Here is a 24012-nt window from a genome sequence, read left to right on the forward strand (position 1 = left end):
GTTATTTTCCATGATAATTTTCCGAAAGACATGGCTGCCATTTCGTATTGCTCGAAGTTGTTAAGGCGATTTTAAGATTTGAGACCGGCAGGCTCACTGAAACTCTAGCGTTGGCCCTTGTTCCATAGAGATAAACAGGTTCTCCTTTGTCTTTTTTTGCCTCTCCAATGACACTAATAAATCCAGTAATCGGTGTAGCTAATTCTGTATGCCATTCAAGTGGCGCGCTTAAGTCGGAAATCTTAAAAGGAGTCGATTTGATTAATTTAAGATTTTTATCGCAGATATAAATATTTCCTTGTACCTGTTTAACATTTTTCAAGTCTTTTCTTAGTAAGGCCGACAGATAAAGCCATCCAGACATGAGGCCAGGAGAATCTTTGATCGGTGTAGAGTACTTCGAGCCAAAGAGTTCTGGTGTCCACCAGAAATTTAGCTGAAAGTTGCGGACTTGCCCAAAAGAGAGAGGATAAGGTCTGCCGGGATCACCCCAAGCTTCTCCTCCAGCAACCAGGTTAGATGAAAAGTCATCATAGCGTGGAGTTCTATTGGGAAGATAGCGATAGTAAAAAGCTTCCAGGTAGTACGGTTCAAATAGCGCAGGTAATCCAATGTTTCCGACAAAGTCTGAGGTTTTAATTTCGAATTTGTAGGGGAATTGGACTTTATAAAAACGTTTAAAAATAAAGGGGCGATAGATTGAAGAAAAATTAACTAATCTTAAATGCAGCTCTCCTCCTGGAGGCACCTTGATATTCGGATGCAAAGTGATTGTTCCAGAAATGATAGATTCAACTTTTTTCTTGGCAATCCAGCTGGCGATTTGAGCTTCTTCTTTTACAGAGAGAGAGTCTGAAACAAAATCCTGAGTCACAACTTCTTTTACAGCAAAGGCCGATGCGTGGGCAAAGAGAAGAGACATTAAAAAAAATGGTTTGATAAGTTTAATCATATTTCCTTAACTATCTCGTGGAGTGCAGGCCGGAGCTGTTTTATTACTGATTGTTGTTAGAACTATTTTTAAACTGACGGCCGGAAGATTGATGACCACTTTCGGACTTGCTCTTCCTCCGCGAAGATAAACAGTTTTACCATCTGGTGTTTTCGCTGTGGCCGTTACGCTGATAAAACCAGTAACCGTATTTGGTAAATCAATATGCCATTCAATGGGTTTGTTCAGGTCAGCGATCTTAAACGAAGTTGATTTTACAAGTTGAAGTTTTTTGTCACAAACATAAATACTGCCTTCAATCTGTTTAACGTTATCAAGTTTCTTCTTTAACACATTAGATAGGTATAACCAGCCAGACGTGAGTGAAGGAGAAGATTTAATTGAAGGTGAAAAACGTGAGCCAAATAATTCCGGTGTCCACCAGAAGTTCAATTGGAAATCGCGATTTTGTCCAAATGAAAGTGGATAGGGTCTTCCCGGATTCCCCCAAGCTTCTCCACCGACAACTCCTTCAGAATCATCATAGCGAGGAGTTTTATCCGCTCGGTAGCGATAGTAAAATGCTTCCAGATAGTAAGGTTCAAATAAGGCCTGTGGGCCAATGCCGCCAACAAAATCCGAAGTCGTAATTTGGTACTTATATGGGAACTGAACATTGTAGAGGCGCTTAAAAATAAAAGGGCGATAAATCGATGAAATATTCACAAGCCTCAAGTGAAGCTCGCCTCCCGGGGGAAGCTTGATGTTTGGGTGTAGATTAATAGTTCCCGAAACGATAGTGTCGATTTTTTTGCCAGTAACCCATTCTTCGATTTGTTTTTTTTGCTGAAGGGAGAGAGGCTCAGAGATAAAGTCTTGAGTGATCATTTCCTTGGCAATACTCAGGGGCATTTGCCCCATGAGTAAGAAGAATGCTAAAAGGATAATCTTGTTTATTTTGAGCATAGTGGCTTATTAATGGGTTAATTCTTGCCCATCACAAATTGTTACGATGTGAGTGACTTCCACCATATTTTTTCTCGGGATCTTCTTATCCAGGCAACCAGTATAGTATTTTTGAGCGCTCTGGCATTTTTTCAAAGAGTTTTCCGGAATACTTAAAGCATAGAGTTGTGAAGCTGGATCAAAGACCAGGTAGTTGTGATTATTTTTCCCGGTGAATTTTGTGAGAGAAGCTCTTAGCTCTGGAAGGGCACCTTCAAAGAGAGGCATTTCCATATACCAAAGATTCTCTAGATGCTTTTTATCTACTCCCATCTCTTGGAAAATTTCCAGGGCCACTTTTTGAGAGAATGGAGCATTTGCCTTCTGGAACTTTGAAATAAGAGTTTCCATTCCATTAACAGAAGTTGTGCGTCCGAGAACATTGTTAAGCATTGGTTTAGAGAAAACGAAATCTGTGTTGCTCGCTAACTGGTGACAAGCATGACATGACGTCTGGAAGTCTGTAATCGACTCGTACTTCTCCGGGACTTCACCTTTTTCTAAGCGCTCAAGTCTTCTGCGGTTCATAAGAGCATAACCCCATCCGTCTGTATCTGGGTAAAGCTTATGATCGCGCTTCATAACCATGAGTCTAAGTTGGTTTGAAGGGATTTTACTTGAAGGAAATCTTTCATCCTCTTCAACTTGAAATCCTGTCTTGGCAAACATCGCTCCATCTGGAAAAGACTTTCCTTCGTTGAGAGCTTTCCAGGCAATATCATTGGCAAAAATAACTCGAAGCTGGTCTCTGTCTGTTCTGAAAGTTGACGTGACCATGCGCCAGTCGCGGTAGAAGTTTTCAAACTCTTCCCATTTCATTCCGTTAAGAACGTCTTCAGAAACGGGATTCTTAGTATCTTTTAATTTCTTTTTAAGATCTTCATTGAGTGAATTGTCATTCGCAGAAAAGCGACAGGCCATGATTGAGACAGTAAGTAACAAAAAGAATACGTGCTTCAATTTAAAAGAACTCACTAAAATACTCCGGCAATCCAATAATAACTGTAAAAAAATTTTATCCTTCGCAAGTGGCAATTGTCCACTTGTTTGGAGTAGTTGAACTTTTCACATTGCTCATTGCGATAATTAAAATGACCCAGAATAAATAGTAAGAACTGGTGACATAGAAAAAGCAGGCAAGATAAAGATGAGCACTAATTAAAAGTGGGAGTGCCCAGACTCTGGAAGAGATCTTTTGAAAATATATTTCTAAAGCAGCAATCACAGCAAAAATGATGAGGTTCCATTGTCCGGTTGTTGGTAGTTCGACCATAAATTTAAGTGAACGTGGTAATTGCTCTAAAGGAAAATGAACGAAAGGCAACTTTGCAATAATGATGACTGCTAGTAACGTGGCCCTTAACCCACCAACAAAAGTCATTCCTTTTAGTATCCATTCCCTTATTCCCATTAAAGGACTCTTTAGATCTTTCAGGAATGCAAAGGCCAAGACGATCAAAATAATGTGATCGGGAAAAGAAAAAGGGATGTTATAGGCTACTAATAAGACAGTATTGAAGATAAGAGAAATAAAGAAAATGGTACGCATAAAGTTCTTTTTATATAAGAAAATGACAGCGAAGGTGATGGCCATATAGATCATGGAGTAAATGCGCAGGCTTGCAAGTTCCCCCTCCGGTAAAGCAAGTGTTGTGAACCTAAATAAGTTCTGAACGGTAAAAATAGAAAGCAAATAAAATGTCTGCACTATGATATTGGTTGCATCTCTTTCAACGTTTTCTTCAGATTCAGAATTAAAGAAAGAAAAAGGAAGGATGAGAAACGAAAAAAAGAAATGGATATTAAATAAAACTGAGTTTGATAAATGAAAAAAGAGAATAGAAGGTATCCAGAACTTACGAAAACGCTTTGAGCTTATGGCGAATATACCTGAAACTTGCAATAAAAGAGCTAGCGGTAAAAGTGGGTAGGTAGAGAACTCATACCCTTTTAAAAATGGAACCAAGAATGAACTTCGATGGCTGAAATACTCAAGTTCAATGATTCTGTTGAATAGTGTTTTATCTGTCAGGAATTGACCGTATTGATAAATCTTGATTAGTCCAGAAAGTACGTAAGGTGAGACGGCAATGGCCATCAAAACTTTATATTTATCGACAAAAAACTTCTTATCAAAATTAAAAAAGAGAAGAGCGATTGAGAAATAAAAAAAACAGAAGGATTCGTTTGCGTTAATTGCCAAGACAGGAAAGCTGGTCATGGCAATATAGAATAAATTTGTTAGAACAACCAGGAACTGAATCGACTTCTTTCTTCCATAAAAAACAGATAGAAAATAAACAGAAACGCAAAAAACAACAATAAGCCATTTTCCAATTAAAGGATTTCCTGCATTTTCCAGGACAAGTCGAATCGGCCACTGATAATAGTTGGCCGGCATCTGGCTATTTAAAAAAACAGTTAGCCGCGGCAGGAAAAATGCATGTGCCAGGTAAAAAAGAAAGGCGATGATTGTTGGATATTGAACTCCATTATCTATTTTAGATTTCATAAACCGCCAGTAGTTTAGTTGGACCACATTCATTTTTGATAAACCACTGATGAATGTCACAACCTACTTCGTAAAGAAAGACCGTAGCATTTTTTTGACCAGTTAAATCTTTTAGACGACTTGGTGTTAATTGAGATTTTGTGTAAAGAGACATGATCTCTGTTATGCGTAGAGCATCTATTTGGTTGCGGTTATTTCTGTTATTGAAAATGACCAGAGGCTTATTAGGCCCTTGGATTTGGACTTCGTAATATTTTATATGTTGAGCATCAGCCGTGCAGAACAAGCACCAGTTAAAAAAAGGCAGGCGTACTTTATTATCTCTGTTTGGACCCACCACCCACACATTGATTAAACAAAAGGCTAAAATGATAAGATAGGGAATGAATTGTCCCCATTTTTTCATTAGGGATTCCTTGGTTGTTATGTCTAATTATACTCTTTTAGGCTACAACAAAACTTGAATGAGGACAATGTTGATGAAAGGAAAAAGGGCCCGCAGGCCCTTTAGACAATTTTGTTATTGTACTTCGCAAACAACCGCAAGCGTTTCGCTGCTTCCTTCCGGCCATTGAGTTACTTCTGATGAGATAAATCCACTTCGGCTATCATTGTTAAGGGCCAGATTTGCTTTATAAACCTTTGATGAACCGTTGACACTTCCATTAGCTTCATAGATTTCATCGCGTACAATTTCAACATAAAGGAGAATAAGCTTATTTTTTATTGGCATTCCTCCAAAAGCAAGTGCGCGGTATTGAGCTTTTTCATTTTTAAATCCGCTGATCCATGCTGGGCCAATGATGCCACTTTCAGAATAAATCATTGGAAGTGAGATCGTCTTTTCATCTGTTGAAATTTTAAATTGGCAATCAAGATTTTTGGGAGAAAACTCTTTTGCTTGTAGAAGTGATGTTAGGGATAAAAGAAGAGAAACAAGTAATACTTTCATAAAACCTCCAAATGTAGTTTTTATCAACCTATCATTTGGATAAGAATTAACAACGAATGAGAAATTATTATGCAGAGATAAAAGGCTGTGGCAAAAGAGGGCCGACACAGAAAGTAGATAAAGAGAGGGGGTTTTAAGTCCCTCTCTTTACCTTGCTTGGAAAATTAAAGTTTTGATTGGATAGCTTTGGCCTGCTCAAGATGTTTGCTGACATGCTCTCTAGTCGCTTGTAGGTGAGACTTAAATTCTGGTTTTGTTGCATTTGGAATAAACTTCTGATCTAGGTCATTGAGAAGTTGCTGGTGCATAGAAACTTGTTGCTCCATATACATTTTATCAAATGCCATGCCTTTTTGTTTTTTTAACATTTTTTTATTTTCTTTCGCACTCTCTTTTAATGCTTTTGACCACTCAGAGTCTTCTGGGTCAATATCGTTCTTTTTTACAATTTTCTTTGTCTCTTTTTCGTTCTTTTTATGTTCTTCAATCATATGTTTAGCAAATTCTTTAACTTCTTTATGAGAAGCATCGTCTTTAGCTAGTTTGGCAGCATCGATCTCTGCATCATTTGCCTCTTCAAGAATTTCTGCGATTTGATGATCATTCATGGCCTGTGCATGTGCTGTAAAAGAAAAAGCAGACGTTAAGGCAAGAGTTAATAATAGGAACTTGATTTTCATAAACACTCCTTAGTTTTGAGGAATATTTCCTCGTTAATGAACACGATTTTGTAGTTAAGCAATTTGCATACCAGATAGTCGGGAATTATTGGGTACAAGAAATGCAAGACAATGAATGGAGTGATGTACGAAGGAGGTGTGCATGGCAAGAGGAATTTGGAGCGGGGCAATTAGTTTTGGGCTGTTAAATATCCCTGTTTCAGTCATGAGCGCAAAAGAGGAGGAAAGACTTAGCTTTAAGATGCTCGATAAAAGGAATAAAGCCCCAATAGGATATAAACAATACAACAAAGCAACAGGCCGAGAAGTTGATAGAAAAGATATTGAAAAGGCCTATGAGTATAAGAAAAATCAATTTGTAATTATTACTGAAGAAGACTTTTTAAAGGCCAATCCCAAGGCCACGAGGACTATTGATATTGAAGATTTTATCTCTCTTGATGAAGTGGATGTACTTCTCTTTGAAAAACCCTATTACCTGGTTCCTGGAAAAAATGGTGAAAAAGGCTATGTGCTTTTAAGAAAGATACTTGAAGACACTAGTAAAGTGGCGATTGCAAAATTTGTCTTGAGGAGTAAGCAGCACCTTGTTGCCGTTATGGCCCGGGATGAGTACCTCGTTTTAGAGATGCTCCGATTTGCTCATGAAATTCAGGAAACCCATGAAGCAAATTTTTTGGATGATTTTGATTTGAAAAAAGTCAAAATTTCTCCTCGTGAATTAAAGGCAGCGAAAGTACTCGTTGATGAAATGACGGCTAAGTGGAAACCAGAACAATACAAAGATACATATCAGGATGAACTTTTAAAATACATTAAAAAGAAAATTAAAAAAGGCGATGTGGAAGAAAATGAGGATTTGGAAGAAGAGGCCCAGGAAACAGACACTAATGTTCTCGATCTCCTGCCTTTTCTGCAAAAAAGCCTTGGGGAAACTCATGGACAAAGAAAGACCGGCCATAAAAGCCGAACTCCTGCAAAAAGAGTTGTTAAGAAAAAGCGAGCGAGAGCATGACGTTAAAACAATATAAGGCCAAAAGAAACTTCAAGAAAACAGCTGAGCCTAAAGGCCTCAAAGGCTCAGCAAAAAATAAGCATATTTTTGTTGTTCAAAAACATCATGCCAGTCATCTTCACTATGACTTTCGTTTGGAGTTGGATGGAGTTTTAAAGAGCTGGGCTGTTCCGAAAGGGCCATCATTGGATCCAAAGGTTAAAAGGTTAGCGGTAGAAGTTGAAGATCACCCTGTGGACTATGCCAATTTCGAAGGAGAGATTCCAAAAGGCGAATATGGCGGAGGTCACGTTATCGTGTGGGATAAGGGGGAGTGGACTCCTCCTAAGAACGTTCATGAGCAACTTAAAAAGGGGCATCTTGATTTTGAACTACATGGTGAAAAACTTGAAGGGCATTGGATGCTTCTAAGGACCAGACAGGGAGAAAATAAAAAACCAAACTGGCTTCTGGTAAAAAAAGACGATGAAGGAGCAGTGTCTGGTGTAGATGTTACTGAGAATGATCGAAGTGTTATTTCGGGCGTCACGATTGAAGATCTGGAAGGTGGAGTGGAGTTAAAGACACTTAAAAAGAAAATCCCTATGAAAAAGAAGGTGGTAAAAACAAAGTCCACTGCTAAAAAAAAAGCCCTAAGAAAACAAAACCTCTAACCTTTGCAGAGATTGGATCTTTACAATTAGCAACTCTTGTCGACTCACCACCTCTTAGCGAAGACTGGATTCATGAAATCAAATATGACGGTTATCGGACCCTTTGCCGAAAAGAGAAAAAATCGCTACAGCTCATCACTCGAAATGGACTTGATTGGAGTAAGAAGTATCAAAGCATTTTAAAAGAATGTGAAAAACTTCCTGTCGATGACATTGTCATGGATGGAGAGATTGTTTGGCTTGATGAGCATGGGCACTCAAGTTTTCAAGGATTGCAAAACGCTTTGGAAGAAAAAGATGACGGAAAGCTAATCTACTATGTTTTTGACCTTCTCTTTTTAAATGGCTTTGACATTAGAAGATTTCCTCTTGCTGAAAGAAAAAAACTTCTTGAGCAAGTCATTCAAAAGACTAAGTCCAAAAAGATTATATACAGTTCCCATTGGGATGAAGATGGGGCGAACGTTTTTAAGAGTGCCTGCGAGAATGAATTAGAAGGGATTATTTCTAAAAATATCCACGGTGAGTATTCATCTGGAAGAGGGAAAAACTGGTTAAAGATTAAATGTAAAAATGTCCAGGAGTTCGTCATTGGCGGCTATACCCTTCAAAAAAATAGTGCTTCTCTTGGAGCGATTTTACTGGGAGTACATAATGAAAAGGGAGAATTTCAATACATCGGAAAAGTCGGAACAGGATTTAATAACAAAACGAGTACAGCTCTATTAAAATCCTTAAAAAACCTGCAAATAACTAAATCTCCCTTTGAAATGAAATCCCCTAAAGGAAGGCAGCAGTTTTGGGTAAAGCCCTCTCTCGTGGCCAATATTGAATTTTCAACCTGGACGGAGGATAAGATTTTGAGACATGCAGCCTTTAAAGGATTAAGAAAAGATAAAAAAGCACCAGAGGTTATGCTGGAGCTCCCGGTGAAAAAAGCAGTGCTTCAGAAGAAGAATAAAATGGCAGCAGAGATAAGCAGTCCGGATAAAATTCTTTATCCAGAAGATCAAATCACGAAGCAAGACCTGTTAGATTATTATAAAGCGATTGAAAAATGGATTATTCCTCATCTCAAAGACAGACCTCTGGCCCTATTGAGATGTCCAGCTGGATATGATCATACCTGCTTTTTTCAGAAGCATGCCGAAACAGATGAGGAAGGTATTAAGAGTCAGGATATTGTCTCTAAGCTAAAAGAGAAGAAAGAGCAGGTGCTTTATATCGATTCGATAGACGGTTTAAGAGAGCTGGTTCAATTAGGCACACTCGAAATTCATGTGAGAGGAGGAGACTACCAGCATATTGATTATGCTAATCAAATCGTTTTTGATTTCGATCCAGATGAAGGTATGAGTTTCGAAAAAGTTAAATCTGCAGCTTTTGAACTTAAGGCCTTATTGGAAAAATTGAAATTAAAATCTTTTATCAAAGTCAGCGGAGGAAAAGGGCTCCATGTCCAAGTACCAGTCTCTCCTCAATATAACTGGGATGAAATTAAAGAATTTGCTAAAAAAATCTGTGAGCAAATGGAATCCGCTCATCCTGAGAAATACACAACTACTGTCTCTAAGGCCAAGAGGAAAGGGAAAATTTTCTTAGACTATTTGAGAAATGGGTATGGGGCCACTGCGATTGCTCCTTATTCTGTACGGGCCAGAGAGCATGCACCTGTTGCTTTACCCATTACATGGGCAGAAGCTAAAAAATTAAAGAGTGGACACTCTTATACGCTTAAGGATGTTCCTAAACTTCTTAAAAAGAGATCAGACCCTTGGAAAGGTTATTTAAAGTTAAAACAAAAAATCAAAGTCCTGGATGACTTTAAAAAATATAAAAGCAAGCACTAGTTATTGGTGTAGTGAGTATCTCTGTTAGAATCTTTCTTCGGGATCTTAGTGTAGTCATAATCCTGATAGTGATTTTCATCGTCAAGATTGTCTTCATAAACATAGGAAGCGTGAGGTACAACATGGATGGTTTCTGGTCTTTTGGACTTCGCTGGATAAACTGTACGCTTTTCATCGTCTTGTTGTCTCCAGACCGAAATAAACATCCCGATGGGAAACAAAAACCAAAGGGCCATAACCGAAACAGTAATGATTTGCTCAGCGCTCATTTCTTCCTCCATTAGAGAGGGAATCGCCCCTCTTAAATTCAGCTTATCAAGGAGAAAATAGAAGCTTAATAGGACCTACAAGAACTTAAAGTTAAATTAAAAAAGTAGATGAGTCAGTTTTGAAACGATGCTTTTAATTTTCTTTGATTTCATGTTCTTGCTGATCGAAGTCTAGAAGGAGAATTGCAGCAAGAATGATGCTTTGAAAGAACCAAACCTTAAGAGAGATAAGTGTCATGGTGTGAAAAAGAGCGACGCAGATAAAGGCTGGAAGATATTTTTTCTTGAAAACAAAAAGAAAAGGCAACACTTGAAGGGCAATCACTAGTAAGGCACCTAGAATAAGAAAGCTGTTGCTCGAAGGAGAATTAAAAAAGTGAATAAAGTAAGAAGGCCCATTATCTAAGGTGGCATTGTTTACTTGTATGCGAAGATAGTCGGCCAAGCTGTATTGTTTATAGGAAATGGCAAAATCAAAAAAGCCCCTGATCTTCCAGATGCCAGAGCAGAAATAAGTTAAAGTAAAAATCCCAGCGAGATTCTGTCTCCACCAATCAGTCGTTTCTTTTTTGAAGTTTTGAGGAATCATTAAGGCAGCGAGAACATAAATCCATTGATGAAACCCATGATTGATTTTTCCATAGGAAAAATACATAGCAAGAAGGAAGAAGACGGAAACAAAAGAGATGATTCTTAATAAGCGGTGTTTGCTCTTAACCGCCAAAAAGAAAGTACTTAGAAGGGAAGCTCCAAGCATAATATTGCCAGTAAAAAACCATGCTGATTCTGGAATCCATTTAACCGGCCAGAGAATATCAGTAGGCCTTAAATTTAAAATATAAAGAAATTGGGTGACATGGGCCATGATGAGCACAAAAAGGGTCAGGTAAAGAAGTGTGATTCTATTTTTCATCATCATTCTTTCCATTTCCCCAATACCTGAACAGGAGTGATTGTTTCAGGTGCAAAAGCTTTCGTATGATCAATGTCGACTTTTAGAATTTCATAGTGAGTGATTCTTTCATCTAAGTTTGAAAAAAAGGTAGGTTTTGCCAGCGATTTATCTACAGCTTTTTCCCAGTTCACTGCTTTCCAGATAAGTTCGTTGCGGTTGCCGGTTCTAAGCTCACGCGGGCAAAGAGTCAGGTAACAAACGTGTTCGCCGATATTATCTTTAAAAGTCACGCGAATGGTAGTGGCCTGAGTGGTTGGAAGACTAAAAGAGAAGATGCTCCAGTTAAAAATTGGATAAGCATCATTCACCCCAGACCATGGAAGAATAAATTGAGTGATGACAATAGCCGTAACGGCCATGACCATCAATGAATGTTTCATTAAAAACTTCATAGATTAATGATAATGCAGAATCAAAAAATAGTCTTTAGTGATTTTGCGCATTTCTTTTGAAAAAGAAATGGTAGGTGTTCACTAAAATGAATGACACCGTAAGAAAGAAAGCTTCAGAGTACATGGCCTGGTGAATTCCGTATTCATCACTCAGTTTTCCAACCGTCACATGCATAATTGCCAGCATCATAGAGTCTGTTGCCATCATATAAGAGACGGCGGTGTCCAGGTCATGAGGAAACTCAGAAGAAATCATGGCAATGGCCAGGGGGTAAAAAGGCGCAATACTCATACCTGCAACAGCAAAAAAGAGAGGATGAATAAAAAGTCCCAGAGAAATACACATCGCTGTAATCAATAAACAGGCCGAGAGCTGAAAGGGAATAGAGCGGTTAAACTTCACGCCGGTAAAAAGCAGTCGTCCTAAAAGAAGAGCAATAAAAAAATACGTGACGTAGAGGCTCGACATTTCCAGGTCGTAATTCCATACGCGTCTCATATACAGGGCCAGACGCGAAGACATCATTACTTCAGCAGCAACGGCAAAACTCACCATGAAGGCCAGGAAGATTTGCGGCTTAAAATTCTTTTTTCTATTTGCCTTATGTTCTTCTGCAGTCAGTTTTGGTTTTTGGTGGTGAGGGTAATGACTTTTATGAAGAGAGTAAAAATAGAGGATCAATGGAGTTACTGCTGTTAAGGCAAAAGTAATTCTCCAATTTTTAGTGAAAAATCCAACAGCTGCAACTAACATTGGCGCAAGCAGGCTGGCAATCCCATACATGGCATGTAGTCCTGATAAAAGCTGCTGCTTTTTTTCAGCAGAAGCTCCCAAGGGGACCAGAACATTGGGAATGAGCCCAAGAATCCCAGAACACATTCCGAAGATCACACTTAGGGCCAGGAAAATCTGAAAGCTTGGGGCCAGGGCCATCCCTAGAAGTGCAAAAGTTAAACCTAAGCATCCAATTTGTAGAATGGATTTTCTGTCATAACGTCTTAGTAGGTGCCTGGTTAAGTGGCTGGCAAAAAAACCTGAGATTGAGCTTAAGGCAAACATCAATGATCCCATTGAATCGCTGACATTGAAGTCTTTTAGGATTTCAGGAAAGAGGGGGCCGCGAATATTGTCGCTAATTCCAAAAACAAAAAGGCTGGCATAAGAAATTAGAATAAGGGGCCAGATAATTTTCATAAATTATACATTCACCGTTGGCAGTCTAAGTTTGAAGCATACTTTACCTTGATACACTTCATAACTCAAATACCCACCATTATTCCCTGCAAGGGTTTGTGAAATGCTTAATCCAAGGCCTGTTCCTTGTCCTAATGACTTGGTAGAGAAAAAAGGCTCAAAGATCTTTGTTTCGACTTCAGGATCAATAAGAGGTCCGCTATTAATAACTCTGATATCTACCGCTTGATTGGACTTGTCCTCAATCACTAAAACGTCCAGGCGATGGCTTTGAATATCGACTCTTAAGAGAGCATCGAGGGCGTTACTTAAAAGATTAATAATAATCTGTGAAACCTGTTGAGGGTTACATCTGATTGTAGGGTCAGTTAAATTCTCATAATGAAAAATAACACTTTCATTTTTTAAACGTTCTTCAAAAAGTCCCAGAGACAATTCGAGTGCTTTACTGACTTTTAATTCTTCGTGTTCAATCTGATCATGCTTGCTTGAAATTGTTTTCATTCCTTTTACGATCTTAGCAATACGTTGGCTGGCAGCATGGATTTTGCCGAGCTTTTCACGAGTTTGGTCATCAGTTTTCAATTGATCGTGAACCATGATGGATTTAGTAATTCCCTGAATAATGGTTAGAGGGTTGTTTATTTCGTGGGCCACTCCTCCGGCCATTTCTCCGAGAGAAGACAGACGGGAAGCGTGAAAGGTCTTGATACTTTCTTCTTCCAGTGTTTTTTTACTAAGAGCGATTGCTTCAAGTGATTCTTTTAAATTGTATTCAGAGGTAAAGCGCATTCTAAGTTCGCTTTGAACAACATTGGCCTGTCTAAAAATATAGATGATGTTAACAACAGTGTAGGCCAGAAGCCAAAGGCTGCCACTATCTTCACTGCGATGGTAGAAAGCATAAAAAACTTGAGGGCATAAGATAGCAAAGTTAAAAATCATTAAAACTGGCCAGCGGTGAGAGAGTGTTAAGAGAGAGCCGGCACTAAAACTAATGAGAATAATAAATGTGATAATGATTTGCACACTGACAGTATTAAAGGAGAGTATAGAAAAAATGCCAACGGCAGACCACAGAAGCCCATTGAAAATGGCACTGAAACTGGCAATCTTAACAGCATCCTGAAGAGGAACTTTCTTATTGATGTAGCGATTGGCATTGTAGAGTCTAAGAAGAGAGAGGATAACGATTCCAACGAGCAAGATAATAATATAAATTTGGTATTTATCATGCTCTTTGTGCAAGAAAAAGTAGAGCAGGGCCCCGAGGAGAAAAGCGATAGAAGAATTTTGGGCCTTCACGACGTAGTCGTTGCTCAACTGATCTTCAATGTATTGCTTTTTCTCTTGGTGCATCGAAATTAGTTGCCCCGTTTTTAGATAATAGGAACTAAGTTTAATGCATAAATGATTTTAGTTACAAAGGCTTGTAAAATCGTCATAATCCTATTGTTAGGATGCCTGCGTATTTCTTCCCATTCAGCACTTCCCCATAGTGTAGAGTTTTTCTCCAGATCATCAATGTATTTTACCAACTTCTGCAAGTTCTTAGAGTTCTTAGGGAGGTTTTCAATGGTGGTTCCGACTTCTGAATTTAAGTGCCTCGAAATTGGGTCTAAATTAGAAGTTGAGACGGTAACAACCTTATTGTCGGTAATGACTAGCTTTGCATGGAGGAATCCATAGCGCTTATCCCCTCCCAGGATTTCATCATCAATTCTACCATAGGAGTAGATCTCAAACTGCTTTTCATAGGGAGTGCCTTTGATGCGCTTAATGATTGTCTCTTGAAAAGTCGCATCCACCATTGACTGGGCAATAATATTATCTGTGGTTGTTATCGAGTTAGAAAAGATTCGCACTTTTCGATGTGGATGCTTTTTTGCCCAATCAATGAGAAATTCAATCTCCTCATCGGGGATCCAGAAATAAGGCGAGACGATATCAACCGTATCTTCAGCTTTGGCGATTTCCGCATGAAGTTTAGCCACTAGAGAGTTTCCATTTTTCTTATTGTGAGCTCCTTGCGGTGCCAGGAAAATTTTAGTGCGGCTGAGGTTTTGGATTTCATTAATGATCGAAATTAATCCGTCTTCAAAATCCGTTTCAAGAAATTTATCTTCTTCCATTTGTTTGAGTTGTTCATGTAAGGGACCATCTTCATCAAAAAGATTTTTTGCACTAACGCGCATTTCTTTGAATTCTTTTTTCACTTGAGCACGATTGGTTTTGAAAAGGAAATTTTCAAAGTTTTTGTTGGCGAGATAGAAATAAATTTTATTATAGTGGTCTTCCAGTGAGTTTTGAATATTTCCATTTTCATCTTTTGTTGCAAGACCTTTGATGAGAATTTCTGCATCAAGTATTGGATTGTCTTCACCTGAATTGACCGAGTAGTACCTGTCGGCGATGTTTCTTCCACCTATAATGGCCATTGAATCCGTTTCAGAGTGAGCATCGATCAGAAGTATTTTGTCATGACTTCTGCGATTGATGGTAAAAGTGGCAAGAGGGATTTTTTCATTTTCACTGGCAAATAAGTTATGAATCGTTTTTACCCAGTTCGCGACGTGGGCACGTATATTAAAAACGGGATTAAAGAGCATCGCTTCGGCGTGGGCGTACTCACCAGTAGGATTGCCATATTCATCAAGAACAGCTCTTCCGCTTAAGGCAATGAGGGCTTTGATATCATCGTAAAATGGAGCTTTGGCAATTGATCCTGAGGAGTCAACGAGAATGCGTACTTTTACACCGCGTTTAATGGCCAGTCTTAATTCATGCAAAATGGCCTTACCTGTATCATCGTCTTTAAAAATGTAATAGCTCAAGTCGATGGTTTTTTTAGCATTCCTAATCATCATGATTTTTGCCAGATAGCCTTCACGAGCATCTAGTAAAAGTTTTGTCTTTCCATTGACTGGCACGTCTTTGCCAATTTGGAAGTCGCGAATAGATTCAGTAATCTTGATATATTTTTCTTTGAGACTTTTTCTTTTGCTAATAATCCGTGTGAGGGGAACATCGACAAGAGGCCCTGGAAGGATCGGAGCTTCTTTAGGGGAGGTGTCTAAAGCAGTATTTTTTTGGATGAGTGCAGACATTAGGTCTGCACAGCTGTTTTCGCCGGCAGGTTCGCGCGTACTAAGCTCTAACTGGTGTGAGCTGCATGAAGCAATCAGCATCCAGGTGATGAGAAGGAGAATGTGCCTATTTACTAAACTTATCACGCCTATTTATCGTCATTTTTATAGGAATTCTTGACAGAAATACACGGGAAGTGTTTTATACCTCAAACAAATTTCTCAGTAAGGAAATAATTCATATGTCATTGAATTTAAATGAGTCTCAAAGCAATCCTCGTCGCAATTTCCTAAAACTTTCTGCTTTTACGGCCATGGCCTTCGCTATGCCCAAAAAATCCGAAGCCGTTCTTAAAAAGCTGCTTCCCAAGAGTCTTATGCAAATGTCTCCTATTCAGGTCTTAAGCGCTGATCAGTTTGCGAGTCTTGATTTCAATGGTGACAATATTAATAGACCTCACGACATTTTATGGAACCTTGATGGTTACATTAAAAAGAAAGGAGGGATTCCTCTTCCGACTGAAAAAAGAAAAGTTGTTATTGTTGGCGGTGGGATGTCTGGCCTGATCGCTGGATGGAGCCTTCGCGATTTAAATCCACTTATCTTAGAACAAGACCCGAACTTTGGAGGAAACTCTAAAGGCGAGACATACGGTAATGCAACTTACTCAATTGGTGCTGCTTACGTCACAATTCCAGATGAAGGCTCAGACATTGAAACGTTTTTTAAAGAATTAGGTTTATTAGATGAACTAAAGCACGAGACATCGGAAGAGACAAAATTCACTTACAAAAAATCTCTGATGGGTGATTTTTGGAAAGGCACAACTGATCCAAAAAATGCACAGGATTTTATTAATGTCGAAGCTGAGTTAAGAAGAATTTACGACGAAGCTTATCCTGATATTCCATGGACACCTGAGAGTGCGATATCAAAAGAAGAGTATCTTGAGCTGGATAAAATGACTTTCGAGCAATGGTTAAATAAGAAATTCGGGAAAGTGCATCCACACATCCTGGAATATTTCCAACTCTATTGTTGGTCTTCTTTCAATGGATCTATCGAAGAGCTTTCAGCGCTTCAGGTGTTAAACTTTGTAGCTTCAGAAGTTGATGGAGTCCTAGCTCTTCCTGGCGGAAACGCAGGAATCACTCAAAGAATGTTTGAAAAAATTGAAGAGCAAACGACTGCGAACTCTCTTCGCGCGCAGGCCTTCGTTTTAAAGGTAGATAAAAAAAGTAACGGCAACGTTTGGGTTACCTATGAAGACGGACTTGGTGTTGTTAAGACTGTTGAGACAGAAACGTGTATTGTAGCTTCTCCAAAATTCGTAGCGAAACTGATTGTTCCCTCACTTCCAGCTGAGCAAATCAAATTGATGGATGACTTAAATTTCCGCGGATACTTAGTTGCGAATGCCATCTTCAATCACCCATTTAAGTCTGCTGGTTTTGATGTTTATTGTTTTGAAGGTGAAAAGCCTGAGCCACCAATGGCCATGAAGCAATCTAACCGCGCTTTCAGCGATGTTTGTTTCGGTACATGGGCACAAAACGATGACACTCAAAACGGTGTTATGACTGTTTATAAAGCTCTTCCATTCGATGGAGCACGCCAATTCCTCTTCAACCCAGCAGCTCACGACAAACATAAGCGCTTAATCTCTGAGGAGCTTAAAAACTTCGCCAAGACTGTCGGCGTAGATTGGAATGATTTAAAAGGAATGCGCATGACTCGTTGGGGGCACTCAATTCCTGTGGCCGATAAAGGTCTGATCGAAAGTGGTTACCTTGAAAAAATGTGTAAACCATTTGGTGGAAAGATCTTCTTTGCTAACCAGGACAATTGGGCCAATCCGGCGTTTGAATGTTCATTTGCAGCAGCGACCGAAGCCGCTGCTGAGGTTAGAAAGATTGTAGGTTAAGCTATAATTTTTTAACTCTAAACGAGTTGATAATCACCGAAAAACTAGAAAGCCCCATGGCCAGACTCGCCCACATTGGAGTGAGAGACATCTTTGTCCATGGATAAAACACACCTGCCGCGAGTGGGATGCAGAGAATGTTATAAAGCGAAGAGAGCAGTAAATTCTCTTTAATGATTCTCATCGTGCGTTTTGAGCGGGCGAAAAAATCACCAACTAAGAGAATCTTCCCATCGAGTAAAGACACTTCAGAAGCCTCCAGGGCCACGTCAGAGCCATTGCTCATTGCGATTGAAAGATCGGCCTTCGCTAATGCTGGAGCGTCGTTAATTCCGTCGCCAATCATTGCGACTTTATGACCTTTGGTTTGTAAGTCAGAGACAAAGTCTGCTTTCCCAACTGGTTTAACACCAGCACGGATAAACTCAGGCGTAATACCTAATTCATTACCGATCTTCTGAGCAACCCCATGGTGATCTCCGGTTAACATCCACACATTAATGCCTAGTGAGTGAAGGTTTGAAATCAGGGCGCGCGCTTCATTTTTAATCGGATCAGTGATGACAAAAGCGGCTGCCAGTTTTTGATCAATAGAAAGGAAAACATAACTTCCGACGTGAGCTTTATAAAAGCTCTCAGGAATGGCCCCTTCAACACCTTCTTGTTTTAAAAGATCAGCATTTCCCAGAGTGAGTTTCTTGCCGTTTAATTCCGCTACAACACCAAGTCCTGTTAAACTTTTAAACTTATCAGGGTCAGCAAGCTTAACATCTTTTTTAACAGCAGCGTGTGCCACTGATTGTGAAAGTGGGTGAGTTGAATACTGAAGTGAAGAGGCGGCCATTTTTAGTAGCGCTTCTTCTGTGTGGGCCGTATCGAAGACTACAATTTCTGTTAATTCAGGACGACCTTCTGTGAGTGTTCCCGTTTTATCAAAAACAATCGTATCAATATGAGACCCTTTCTCAACGATGTCTCCACCACTAATTAAAAGTCCATTTTTGGCCGCTTCACTGGTTGAAAGCATAATGGCCATTGGGACAGCTAGCCCAAGCGCGCAAGGGCAGGCGATAACTAAAACAGCAATCATATGAGTTAAAGAGAATCCTAAATCCTTCGTCATCAAGTACCACACGACAAAAGTCAAAGCGGCAATCAGAAGAATAATTGGAACGAAGATCTTAACGATCTTGTCAGCATATTGTTGAATAGGAGCTTTTTTAAGCTGAGCTTTTTCAACGAAGTGAACGATTTCAGAAATAAAAGTACTGTGAAGTGTCGCTGTGATTTTAATAGTCACAGACCCTTCAAGGTTCATACTTCCGGCAAAAACTTTTGAACCAACTGATTTGGCAATCGCCTGTGATTCACCGGTAAGCATAGATTCATCAGCGTGAGTTTCGCCGACGATAATTTCACCATCCAAAGGAAATTTTTCTCCCGGACGAAGGCGAATCACGTCGCCAACTTTTAAATCAACTACAGGTGTGTTGATTTCTTTTCCATCAACAACCAGTGAAGCAAACTTAATCTGCATTTTATAAAGTGAGCTTAAATTGTTTCTCGCTTTTGTTTTGGCCAGCCCATCCAGGTAGTGACCGACGAGAGAGAAGGCGATAATGAAAGCTCCACCTTCAAAATAGGGGTGAGCGTGAGGTGAGGCGAAAATAAGATACATGCTATAGAGGTATGAGCTTAAAACTCCCAAACCAATGAGCGTGTTCATATTGGAATGAAAACCAATGACGGCCTTAATGTAAGGCCAGCCAAATCCAAATAGAAGAATTGTCGTTAAGACTGCTTGAATGGTGTTGTTAGGAACAACCATGGCAAAAAACATCGTGATAGAAGCAAGTACGATCGCAATAGCGGCCTTGGTAAAGTCGCGGTTAAAAATCGTATCGTTGTTTTGTTCACTTTTAGCGTTTGGATCAATCGCACGATAGCCTAGCTTCTTTAAAAGAGCATGGAATGTTTCAAGATCAAAACCTTCAGCAGTTTTAAATTCAGCTGACTCCGTAGCGAAGTTAACTTCAGCAGACTCAACACCTTTTAAAAGTCTCGTCTCTTTTTCGATGATGCCTGAGCAAGCAGCGCAGGTCATTCCTTCGATTTTAAATTTTAAATTACTCGAGCTCAACTGATTCCACCTGGAAGCCCGCTTTTGCAATGCTATCTTTTAATGTGGCAATAGAAGTTTCTTCAGAGTTGTACTTAATGTTGACCTTTCCAGTTGGCACATCAACGTTTAAGTCATGTTCGATATTGAGACCAGCGACGCTGTTTTTGATTTTATTTGCGCATCCACCACAGTGCATACCATTAACTTTGAAATTTACTGATTTATTGACTGTCACATATTCTCCTTAGTGTCGTATACTGAGTACAGCTAGTTTAACAAAAGGAATACGCTATGAAACTTGCATTTGTGACATTATTAATGACTCTCTCAACAGGGGTCTTTGCTCATGGCATGAATAAACCGGGACCTAATGGTGGTTATGTAAGAATGCCTGGGGCCTATCACGTAGAGTTAGTATCGAGTGAAGCTGAAACCAAGGTGTATCTATTAGATATTAATTTCAAGAAAGTAGACATGACAAAGTCACAGGTTACGATGTCACTAAAGGGAGCTAAAGACTTCCCGGTAAAGTGCACTAAAGAAGCTGAGTTCTTTAGATGCGATATCAAAGGCAATGAACTAAAAATGTATAAAGAGCTGACGATTACTTCAAGTAAAGCAGGTGAAGCCGCAGTCGCTTCAACTTACAAGCTTCCATTAAGCTTTGAATAGTTACTTGTTGTAAGGATGTCCTGCTACGATCGTTTGAGCGCGGTAAATCTGTTCGACGAAAAGTAGCCTTGCCAATTTGTGCGGGTAAGTGAGTTCAGAAAGAGACAGCTTAAAATGGGCCCTTTTAATGACCGCTTCCCCGTGACCAGAAGCTCCTCCAATAACAAAGACCATGCTCTGCCTTTCATAAACTCCTGATAACCACTTAGAAAAATCCACGCTCGTAAATTGCTTTCCTTTTTCCATCAGAAGGACAATGTAGGGATTTTCATTTTTAGCAATATCATCAATTTTAGATATGACTTCGCGGGCCTCTTTAACGAGGTCTTCTGAATGGGCCTTAACTTCATGAATGAAGAGTTTTGGAGCTGTAATTCTCTTAAAGTAATCGCGTTCAAGTTCTTCAATATTTTTATCGTTTAATTTTCCGACAACAATAAGATGAAGATCTTTCATGAACTAAAAAAACTAGAAGTAGTTGCGTCCGTCGTCGCTTCCACCTTTTCTCTCGTTTTCTGGAGTAGAGAAGTAGTACGACTCAGGGATATCAACAGCGATTGCGTTTTTATATAGGTGTTCAAGATCGTAAACAGTTCTTGAAGGTTCATGGAACACATGAACGATAAAATCGCCGTAGTCCAGAAGGATCCAGTCAGTGTTTGTCTTAAGTCCTTCACGAGAAAGAGCTTCAAAACCATTTTGTCTCATTTGGTGAGAGATTTCTTCGGCCATCGCCCCTGCCTGAGTAGGGTTAGACGCTGAACCGATGACAAAAAAGTCCGCGATCCCAGAAACTTTACGAAGATCTAAAACCTTAAGGTTTAAACCTTTGAAGTTTCCCATAATCCAAGCTGATGCCATCGCTGCATTTAATGGAGCTTCGAAGTGTTTGTCTTCGATAATAGCGGCAACTTCTTTTGAAATGTAATCACGATTCATTTTTATTCCTCATCAATCGCATGGATACCATCTAGGTTTTTCCCACGCTTTTCTTTCTCTGTTGCTTTGGCCATGTCGATACACTTGATCATAAGCGCTTTTAGCTGGTCAATGTTGCGTCCAGAAACCCCAGAGATTGGTAATACTTTTTTATCCAGTTGTTCTTCAAAGAAGTCCTGGAATTTTTTAATTTCTTCTTCAGTCATCGCATCGATCTTAGTCAGACACACGATCTCGCGCTTTAGAGCTAAGTCTTCACTGTATTTTTCAAGCTCAGTGCGCACAGTTACATATTGCTCAAAGGCTTCGTATTCATCAAGACACCATGAAACATCCACGAGGTGAACGAGTGCTGATGTTCTTTCGATATGCTTTAAGAATTTTGTCCCTAGACCTTTTCCGATGCTCGCATCTTCAATAAGTCCCGGGATATCTGCGACAACAAATGATCTCTCGCCTAGAGTGACAACTCCAAGGTTTGGTTCAAGTGTCGTAAAAGGATAATCTGCAATTTTTGGTCTTGCGGCAGAGATCGACGAGATAAGCGTCGATTTACCAGCATTAGGAAGTCCTACAAGAGCAAGGTCGGCTAGAAGCTTAAGCTCAAGATCAAGAACTAACTCAACTCCAGGAAGACCTGGCTGAGCAATACGTGGGGCCTGGTTAACAGAGGATTTAAAGTTAATGTTTCCGCGTCCACCGTTACCACCTTCAGCGATAACAACTTCTTCACCATGTTTTTTTAAATCGGCGATAACTGCGCCAGTTTCAGCATTTCTTACGATTGTTCCGACTGGAACGCGAAGGATTTGGTCAACTCCGTCAGCACCGTTTAACTGTCTGCCGGCACCAGGTTCACCATCTTCAGCTTTAAAGACTTTCTTTCCACGGAAATCAATCAGTGTGTTGATCCCTTCGTCTGCAATAAAGATAACCGAGCCTCCGCGGCCTCCGTCACCACCATCTGGTCCTCCAAATGGAATCGACTTTTCTCTTCGAAAAGTAACGGCACCTGGACCACCGTGGCCTGAAATTGCAGTAATTCGTACTTCGTCTATAAAACGCATTTTGTCCTATTGGGAAACCACAAAAAAAAAAGGGAATCCAGTGGATTCCCTTTATAACACTTTTTGCTATGAATCTAGAAAAAACTAAGCTGGAACTACAGAAACTAACTTTTTATTTTTAGTGTAGTGAGAGAACTTAACTTTTCCTGGGATTAGAGCGTAGATTGTGAAATCACGGCCCATACCTACTCCAGTACCTGGAAATAGTTTTGTCCCTTTTTGTCTTACGATGATGTTACCTGGGATAACGTTTTCTCCACCGTATTTTTTTGTTCCACGCATTTTTGGGTTTGAATCCCTACCGTTAGCTGTGGACCCGGCGGCTTTTTTGTGTGCCATTGTATAACTCCTAAAAAATCTTAATTAATTATTTTAAATACTTTGTAGCATTCTTAGATGCTTTATCGATCTTAGCAACATTTCCGTTCCCGTCGTTGATCTCAGTGATCAGAAGGGCTGTGAAGTGTTGTCTGTGACCGTTCTTTCTTTTGTATCCACCTGGCTTTCTCTTGAAAACGATTAGTTTTCTTGAGCGATCGTGCATAATTACTTTTGCTGTAATTTTAGCACCACCGATTGTTGGAGCACCAACAAGAGGCTTATCTCCACCAATGAAAAGAACTTGATCAAGTTCAATTAGTGAACCAGCGTCTTTTGCTAGTTTCTCAACGTCAATTAGATCACCTGCTTGAACTTTGTACTGGTGACCACCAATTTCTGCTACTGCGTACATGAAAACTCCTAAAACTATAAATAGCAAAATCCAGGGGCTTATAACTGATTTTTTTGATCAGGCATAAAACTTGTTGGCCCTAATTTTAACCACTATTTATGAACCTTGGATTTTTATGCAAATACCGCCTTAATGTCAAGGGAATACTCGTCCGATAAAGGGATAAGTTTCCGAGGGAAAACCCCCGGAGTCGACGAGGATGCTGTTATGAGTAAAAAAGCCATTTATCAATACCAAAAAGATTTAGGGTTGCCCGTTTATATCGCCGTAGATCCGCAAGGGTTTGAATCCGGGTTAAATGACTTCCTGCTTTTGATGAAATTTACCAAACTTCAGGACAAAGAAGAAGCGGCGGCCCTGGAAACCATGAAGAAAAATAACGCATCGAGATGTTTAAATATCACCGAGGCCACGCCGGCCGTTGCGCGTCAAATTCATTCAACCATGGAAAGCGACCGCTACGGGCTAGAAAGCGTGATCCCAAAACCAGGCTACCAAGTTTACCGCTACAAAGATGAAGGACTGATGGTTTATTCTTTTGGGGTGAAATCGTGGGAGTTTGGAGCTTTTCACGATTTTGGTTCAAGTAAGGATTCGGCAAAGCGCCTGGCCCATAAAACAATCATTCACCGCTTTTTGAGTTGGGCATTGGTTCACCACGGGATTCTTGGTCTGTGGGGAGTGACAGTGGATGATGGAATGGTTTTGCAGAGATCTGTTGAATCAAAAGGGGAGGCAGTGTTTGTCGATGTCGTCGGAAACCGCATTCTTTCTCTGGATGGAATTAAAAAACTAGGTCCGAAGTTTAAAGTGTTAAGACTCGACCCGACTCTTCACGGAAGAAACATCCGCATGACCAATGAAGAGTTGTTGAGTTTTATCTCAGCACATTGTTCATACCTGGATTATACCGGGCTTTCAGTTCCTGTGAGACAAATGATTCAAACGCTGGCGAAAATGACAGTGGGATTGATTCATCCGGAAGAGAGCTTCAGGCCGAGAACTGATTTGTCATTATAGTCAGTCTTAGTTATCCTTCTTAAAAATCAATTTTTAAAA

The 24012-nt window shown here is 39.8% G+C and carries 26 protein-coding genes; 6 read left to right on the forward strand and 20 right to left on the reverse strand.

Going from position 1 to position 24012, the window contains the following annotated elements:
• Position 1: 1 nt before the first annotated feature.
• From AC6JA8_RS01975 to AC6JA8_RS02005, 7 genes are all read right to left on the reverse strand, one after another.
• Positions 2 to 952, reverse strand: coding sequence for a hypothetical protein (locus tag AC6JA8_RS01975; protein WP_497975534.1), 951 nt, complete (start codon positions 950 to 952; stop codon positions 2 to 4).
• A 6-nt stretch (positions 953 to 958) separates the two neighbouring features.
• The gene (locus tag AC6JA8_RS01980; protein WP_497975535.1) at positions 959 to 1897 is read right to left on the reverse strand and encodes a hypothetical protein; all 939 of its coding nucleotides are present in this window, start codon (positions 1895 to 1897) and stop codon (positions 959 to 961) included.
• 9 nt (positions 1898 to 1906) lie between these two features.
• Positions 1907 to 2911 carry a cytochrome P460 family protein gene (locus AC6JA8_RS01985; RefSeq protein WP_497975536.1) on the reverse strand — a complete coding sequence of 335 codons (1005 nt, stop codon included), beginning with the start codon at positions 2909 to 2911 and terminating at the stop codon, positions 1907 to 1909.
• Positions 2912 to 2951: 40 nt separating this feature from the next.
• Complete coding sequence (locus AC6JA8_RS01990; RefSeq protein ID WP_497975537.1) at positions 2952 to 4448, reverse strand: hypothetical protein; 1497 nt, start codon at positions 4446 to 4448, stop codon at positions 2952 to 2954.
• On the reverse strand, positions 4438 to 4854 hold the full coding sequence (locus AC6JA8_RS01995) for a hypothetical protein (RefSeq protein WP_497975538.1): 417 nt from the start codon (positions 4852 to 4854) through the stop codon (positions 4438 to 4440). Before AC6JA8_RS01995 ends, AC6JA8_RS01990 begins: the two co-directional genes overlap by 11 nt.
• Positions 4855 to 4968: 114 nt before the next feature.
• Positions 4969 to 5400, reverse strand: a complete 432-nt coding sequence (locus AC6JA8_RS02000) for a hypothetical protein (protein WP_497975539.1) — start codon at positions 5398 to 5400, stop codon at positions 4969 to 4971.
• A gap of 164 nt (positions 5401 to 5564) precedes the next feature.
• Positions 5565 to 6080 carry a DUF4142 domain-containing protein gene (locus tag AC6JA8_RS02005; protein ID WP_497975540.1) on the reverse strand — a complete coding sequence of 172 codons (516 nt, stop codon included), beginning with the start codon at positions 6078 to 6080 and terminating at the stop codon, positions 5565 to 5567.
• A 142-nt stretch (positions 6081 to 6222) separates the two neighbouring features.
• On the opposite strand from AC6JA8_RS02005, the gene ku reads away from it, so the two are divergent.
• The 3 genes from ku to ligD all read left to right on the forward strand — a co-directional run bounded on the left by ku (position 6223) and on the right by ligD (position 9598).
• Positions 6223 to 7095, forward strand: a complete 873-nt coding sequence (gene ku, locus AC6JA8_RS02010; RefSeq protein WP_497975541.1) for a non-homologous end joining protein Ku — start codon at positions 6223 to 6225, stop codon at positions 7093 to 7095.
• The gene (locus AC6JA8_RS02015; protein ID WP_497975542.1) at positions 7092 to 7748 is read left to right on the forward strand and encodes a DNA polymerase ligase N-terminal domain-containing protein; all 657 of its coding nucleotides are present in this window, start codon (positions 7092 to 7094) and stop codon (positions 7746 to 7748) included. The genes ku and AC6JA8_RS02015 overlap by 4 nt, the downstream gene beginning before the upstream one ends.
• Positions 7749 to 7825: 77 nt before the next feature.
• A complete protein-coding gene (ligD, locus tag AC6JA8_RS02020) occupies positions 7826 to 9598 on the forward strand; it encodes a DNA ligase D (RefSeq protein WP_497976870.1) in 1773 nt (590 codons plus the stop codon).
• Here ligD and AC6JA8_RS02025 read toward each other — a convergent pair.
• The 6 genes from AC6JA8_RS02025 to AC6JA8_RS02050 form a co-directional block, all read right to left on the reverse strand.
• On the reverse strand, positions 9595 to 9867 hold the full coding sequence (locus AC6JA8_RS02025; protein ID WP_497975543.1) for a hypothetical protein: 273 nt from the start codon (positions 9865 to 9867) through the stop codon (positions 9595 to 9597). The two genes, ligD and AC6JA8_RS02025, sit on opposite strands and share 4 nt — an antisense overlap.
• Positions 9868 to 10000: 133 nt before the next feature.
• Positions 10001 to 10795, reverse strand: coding sequence for a hypothetical protein (locus tag AC6JA8_RS02030; RefSeq protein WP_497975544.1), 795 nt, complete (start codon positions 10793 to 10795; stop codon positions 10001 to 10003).
• Complete coding sequence (locus tag AC6JA8_RS02035; protein ID WP_497975545.1) at positions 10783 to 11214, reverse strand: hypothetical protein; 432 nt, start codon at positions 11212 to 11214, stop codon at positions 10783 to 10785. Before AC6JA8_RS02035 ends, AC6JA8_RS02030 begins: the two co-directional genes overlap by 13 nt.
• Before the next feature lie 34 nt (positions 11215 to 11248).
• On the reverse strand, positions 11249 to 12409 hold the full coding sequence (locus AC6JA8_RS02040; RefSeq protein WP_497975546.1) for an MFS transporter: 1161 nt from the start codon (positions 12407 to 12409) through the stop codon (positions 11249 to 11251).
• 3 nt (positions 12410 to 12412) lie between these two features.
• Positions 12413 to 13768: a sensor histidine kinase gene (locus tag AC6JA8_RS02045; RefSeq protein ID WP_497975547.1), complete on the reverse strand. Its 1356-nt coding sequence runs from the start codon at positions 13766 to 13768 to the stop codon at positions 12413 to 12415.
• 20 nt (positions 13769 to 13788) lie between these two features.
• Positions 13789 to 15642 (reverse strand): phospholipase D-like domain-containing protein, encoded by a 1854-nt coding sequence (locus AC6JA8_RS02050; protein WP_497975548.1) that lies wholly within the window; start codon positions 15640 to 15642, stop codon positions 13789 to 13791.
• Between the two features lie 95 nt (positions 15643 to 15737).
• Between AC6JA8_RS02050 and AC6JA8_RS02055 the strand changes: the two genes are divergently transcribed.
• Complete coding sequence (locus tag AC6JA8_RS02055; protein WP_497975549.1) at positions 15738 to 17420, forward strand: FAD-dependent oxidoreductase; 1683 nt, start codon at positions 15738 to 15740, stop codon at positions 17418 to 17420.
• 1 nt (position 17421) lies between these two features.
• On the opposite strand, the gene AC6JA8_RS02060 is transcribed toward AC6JA8_RS02055, so the two are convergent.
• Together AC6JA8_RS02060 and AC6JA8_RS02065 are read right to left on the reverse strand one after the other, a co-directional pair.
• Complete coding sequence (locus AC6JA8_RS02060) at positions 17422 to 19560, reverse strand: heavy metal translocating P-type ATPase (RefSeq protein ID WP_497975550.1); 2139 nt, start codon at positions 19558 to 19560, stop codon at positions 17422 to 17424.
• Positions 19547 to 19777 carry a heavy-metal-associated domain-containing protein gene (locus tag AC6JA8_RS02065; RefSeq protein ID WP_102242206.1) on the reverse strand — a complete coding sequence of 77 codons (231 nt, stop codon included), beginning with the start codon at positions 19775 to 19777 and terminating at the stop codon, positions 19547 to 19549. Before AC6JA8_RS02065 ends, AC6JA8_RS02060 begins: the two co-directional genes overlap by 14 nt.
• A gap of 56 nt (positions 19778 to 19833) precedes the next feature.
• Here AC6JA8_RS02065 and AC6JA8_RS02070 point away from each other — a divergent pair, with 56 nt between their 5' ends.
• Positions 19834 to 20214, forward strand: a complete 381-nt coding sequence (locus tag AC6JA8_RS02070; RefSeq protein ID WP_497975551.1) for a hypothetical protein — start codon at positions 19834 to 19836, stop codon at positions 20212 to 20214.
• On the opposite strand, the gene AC6JA8_RS02075 is transcribed toward AC6JA8_RS02070, so the two are convergent.
• The 5 genes from AC6JA8_RS02075 to rplU form a co-directional block, all read right to left on the reverse strand.
• Positions 20215 to 20670, reverse strand: coding sequence for a 23S rRNA (pseudouridine(1915)-N(3))-methyltransferase RlmH (locus AC6JA8_RS02075; RefSeq protein ID WP_142410161.1), 456 nt, complete (start codon positions 20668 to 20670; stop codon positions 20215 to 20217).
• Between the two features lie 12 nt (positions 20671 to 20682).
• Complete coding sequence (rsfS, locus tag AC6JA8_RS02080; protein WP_142410160.1) at positions 20683 to 21153, reverse strand: ribosome silencing factor; 471 nt, start codon at positions 21151 to 21153, stop codon at positions 20683 to 20685.
• Between the two features lie 2 nt (positions 21154 to 21155).
• Positions 21156 to 22220, reverse strand: a complete 1065-nt coding sequence (obgE, locus tag AC6JA8_RS02085; protein WP_497975552.1) for a GTPase ObgE — start codon at positions 22218 to 22220, stop codon at positions 21156 to 21158.
• 84 nt (positions 22221 to 22304) lie between these two features.
• Entirely contained in the window at positions 22305 to 22559 is a 255-nt protein-coding gene (rpmA, locus tag AC6JA8_RS02090; RefSeq protein WP_491633861.1) for a 50S ribosomal protein L27, read from the reverse strand.
• A 28-nt stretch (positions 22560 to 22587) separates the two neighbouring features.
• A complete protein-coding gene (rplU, locus tag AC6JA8_RS02095; RefSeq protein ID WP_102242212.1) occupies positions 22588 to 22953 on the reverse strand; it encodes a 50S ribosomal protein L21 in 366 nt (121 codons plus the stop codon).
• 207 nt (positions 22954 to 23160) lie between these two features.
• On the opposite strand from rplU, the gene AC6JA8_RS02100 reads away from it, so the two are divergent.
• Positions 23161 to 23973, forward strand: coding sequence for a hypothetical protein (locus AC6JA8_RS02100; protein ID WP_497975553.1), 813 nt, complete (start codon positions 23161 to 23163; stop codon positions 23971 to 23973).
• The last annotated feature ends 39 nt before the right edge of the window (positions 23974 to 24012 follow it).

This window comes from Bacteriovorax sp. HI3 (genome assembly GCF_059738875.1).

Bases quoted from the DNA above. Each gene is read 5' to 3' on its own strand.
- AC6JA8_RS01975 (WP_497975534.1), bottom strand. From the start codon at position 952: ATGATTAAACTTATCAAACCATTTTTTTTAATGTCTCTTCTCTTTGCC.
- AC6JA8_RS01980 (WP_497975535.1), bottom strand. From the start codon at position 1,897: ATGCTCAAAATAAACAAGATTATCCTTTTAGCATTCTTCTTACTCATG.
- AC6JA8_RS01990 (WP_497975537.1), bottom strand. From the start codon at position 4,448: ATGAAATCTAAAATAGATAATGGAGTTCAATATCCAACAATCATCGCC.
- AC6JA8_RS01995 (WP_497975538.1), bottom strand. From the start codon at position 4,854: ATGAAAAAATGGGGACAATTCATTCCCTATCTTATCATTTTAGCCTTT.
- AC6JA8_RS02000 (WP_497975539.1), bottom strand. From the start codon at position 5,400: ATGAAAGTATTACTTGTTTCTCTTCTTTTATCCCTAACATCACTTCTA.
- AC6JA8_RS02005 (WP_497975540.1), bottom strand. From the start codon at position 6,080: ATGAAAATCAAGTTCCTATTATTAACTCTTGCCTTAACGTCTGCTTTT.
- ku (WP_497975541.1), top strand. From the start codon at position 6,223: ATGGCAAGAGGAATTTGGAGCGGGGCAATTAGTTTTGGGCTGTTAAAT.
- AC6JA8_RS02015 (WP_497975542.1), top strand. From the start codon at position 7,092: ATGACGTTAAAACAATATAAGGCCAAAAGAAACTTCAAGAAAACAGCT.
- AC6JA8_RS02025 (WP_497975543.1), bottom strand. From the start codon at position 9,867: ATGAGCGCTGAGCAAATCATTACTGTTTCGGTTATGGCCCTTTGGTTT.
- AC6JA8_RS02030 (WP_497975544.1), bottom strand. From the start codon at position 10,795: ATGGAAAGAATGATGATGAAAAATAGAATCACACTTCTTTACCTGACC.
- AC6JA8_RS02035 (WP_497975545.1), bottom strand. From the start codon at position 11,214: ATGAAGTTTTTAATGAAACATTCATTGATGGTCATGGCCGTTACGGCT.
- AC6JA8_RS02040 (WP_497975546.1), bottom strand. From the start codon at position 12,409: ATGAAAATTATCTGGCCCCTTATTCTAATTTCTTATGCCAGCCTTTTT.
- AC6JA8_RS02045 (WP_497975547.1), bottom strand. From the start codon at position 13,768: ATGCACCAAGAGAAAAAGCAATACATTGAAGATCAGTTGAGCAACGAC.
- AC6JA8_RS02055 (WP_497975549.1), top strand. From the start codon at position 15,738: ATGTCATTGAATTTAAATGAGTCTCAAAGCAATCCTCGTCGCAATTTC.
- AC6JA8_RS02070 (WP_497975551.1), top strand. From the start codon at position 19,834: ATGAAACTTGCATTTGTGACATTATTAATGACTCTCTCAACAGGGGTC.
- AC6JA8_RS02075 (WP_142410161.1), bottom strand. From the start codon at position 20,670: ATGAAAGATCTTCATCTTATTGTTGTCGGAAAATTAAACGATAAAAAT.
- rsfS (WP_142410160.1), bottom strand. From the start codon at position 21,153: ATGAATCGTGATTACATTTCAAAAGAAGTTGCCGCTATTATCGAAGAC.
- obgE (WP_497975552.1), bottom strand. From the start codon at position 22,220: ATGCGTTTTATAGACGAAGTACGAATTACTGCAATTTCAGGCCACGGT.
- rpmA (WP_491633861.1), bottom strand. From the start codon at position 22,559: ATGGCACACAAAAAAGCCGCCGGGTCCACAGCTAACGGTAGGGATTCA.
- rplU (WP_102242212.1), bottom strand. From the start codon at position 22,953: ATGTACGCAGTAGCAGAAATTGGTGGTCACCAGTACAAAGTTCAAGCA.
- AC6JA8_RS02100 (WP_497975553.1), top strand. From the start codon at position 23,161: ATGAGTAAAAAAGCCATTTATCAATACCAAAAAGATTTAGGGTTGCCC.